The following is a 1,830-nucleotide window of genomic DNA, read 5'->3' on the forward strand; positions in this document are numbered from 1 at the left end:
CGCACCGGACGGCCGGACCGCCCAGGCCCACCGCACCGTCACCGGCGAGATCGCCGGCGGCACCTCCGTCCTGGACGTCACCGACCCCGACAACGACGACAACGGCCCCGGCACCTACGCCTACCCGACCGCCGCCGACTTCCACGCGGGCGCATTCGACCTGCAGCGCTTCCAGGTCCTCACCGACGCGAACAACGTCTACCTGCGCACGACCCTCCGGGACCTCACGCCGACCTTCGGCAACCAGATCGGCGCGCAGCTCCTGGACGTCTACGTCCAGGACCCGTCCTCCACCACCCGCTCCACCGACGCCGCCTTCCCGCAGCGCGGCTACGGCATCGCCGCAGCAGACGCCTGGACCCAGCGCATCGAGGTCGAGGGATTCGCCGCTCCCGTCTGGACGGCGGCGGACGGCACCGCGCGGCAGGGCATCGCCGTCCGCGCGTCCGGCACGACCCGGACGATCACGATCGCGCTGCCCCGGGCCTCCTTCGGCACGCCCGGGAAGGACTGGCGGTTCGCCGTCGTCCTCACCGGCCAGGACGGCTACAGCCCCGACCGGGCGCGCGGCTTCGCCGCCACTCCGCAGCCCTACCAGTTCGGCGTGTGCGCGCCCGGCGGCGGCGCGCCGGTCTGCTCGCGCGACCCGAACACCGTCCCGAAGGCCCTGGACGTCCTCACTCCCGCCGGTGTCCCCCAGGCGGACGAGCTGGACCCGTCGCGAGGGCCCGTCGCCGTCCGCGCCGTCACCGTCCCCTGAGCCGGGAAGAGAACCCGCTGATCCGTGACTGACCGGCCGCTGATCGGGGTCGCCCAGGCTGGGGGCGTCCACGAGAAAGCGACGGCGAAACGGAGACGGCATGAAGATCGAGGGATTCGCGTACCACCGCGTCCAGGTGGCCGACGGGGTCGCGCTGAACGCGGCCGTGGGCGGCTCGGGCAGCCCCGTGGTGCTGCTGCACGGCTTCCCGCAGACCCACCTGATGTGGCGGCACGTGGCGGCGGATCTGGCCGCCGACCACACCGTCATCTGCGCTGACCTGCGCGGATACGGTGACAGTGACAAGCCCGCCGACCCCGACGGGACGGTCTACTCCAAGCGGACCATGGCGGCCGACATCGTCGCACTGGCCCGCGAGCTGGGCCACGAGCGGTTCGCGCTGGCCGGGCACGACCGGGGCGCGCACGTCGCGATCCGCGCCGGGCTCGACCACCCGGACGCCGTCACGCACCTGGCGTCCCTGGACGTCCTGCCCATGCTCGACAGTTGGGACGTGATGCGCGGCGTCCGCGGCGCGGTCGGCTTCCACCTGTACCTGATGGCGCAGCCGCCCGGCCTGCCCGAGCAGATGATCTCCGCGAGCGCGGACGCGTTCTTCGGTCACTTCCTCGACCTCTGGGCGAACGACCCCGAGGCGATTCCGGCCGACGTGCGCGCCGCCTACCTGAAGGCGAGCCGGGAGGCCGTGCCGTCCATCGTGGCCGACTACCGGGCCTCGGCGGGCGTGGACCTCGAGCACGACGCCGCCGACCGCGCGGCCGGACGGCGGCTGGCGATGCCCGTGACCGTCCTGCAGCAGGACTGGGGCGCGGCGCTCGGCTTCGACGCCGCCGCCCTGTGGCGGGCCTGGGTGGACGACCTGGACCACCGGACCGTCAGCTGCGGCCACTTCATGGCCGAGGAGGCCCCCGCCGAGGTCGCCGCCGCTCTGCGCGCCCTGCTCGCCAGGTGATCACCGGCGCTCGGTAGCGTGGTCGGCGTGGGGGAGGTGACGTTCGGCGTCCTCGGGCCGCTGACGGTCGCGGACGCGCACGGACGGCCCGTCGGGG

2 protein-coding genes are annotated in these 1,830 nt (G+C 74.1%); both read left to right on the forward strand.

Features of this window, described 5'->3' with window-relative positions; translation table 11 throughout:
* The coding region (locus AB0J52_RS38740; RefSeq protein ID WP_500188032.1) for a glucodextranase DOMON-like domain-containing protein at window positions 1-760 on the forward strand (760 nt) is incomplete at its 5' end.
* Window positions 761-860: 100 nt separating this feature from the next.
* Complete coding sequence (locus tag AB0J52_RS38745; protein ID WP_500188033.1) at window positions 861-1,733, forward strand: alpha/beta hydrolase; 873 nt, start codon at window positions 861-863, stop codon at window positions 1,731-1,733.
* Window positions 1,734-1,830 lie beyond the last annotated feature (97 nt).

This window comes from Spirillospora sp. NPDC049652 (assembly GCF_040675125.1).
Classification (GTDB): domain Bacteria; phylum Actinomycetota; class Actinomycetes; order Streptosporangiales; family Streptosporangiaceae; genus Spirillospora.

Excerpts from the sequence above, each read along its gene's own strand:
- AB0J52_RS38745 (WP_500188033.1), top strand. The coding sequence starts at position 861 with ATGAAGATCGAGGGATTCGCGTACCACCGCGTCCAGGTGGCCGACGGG.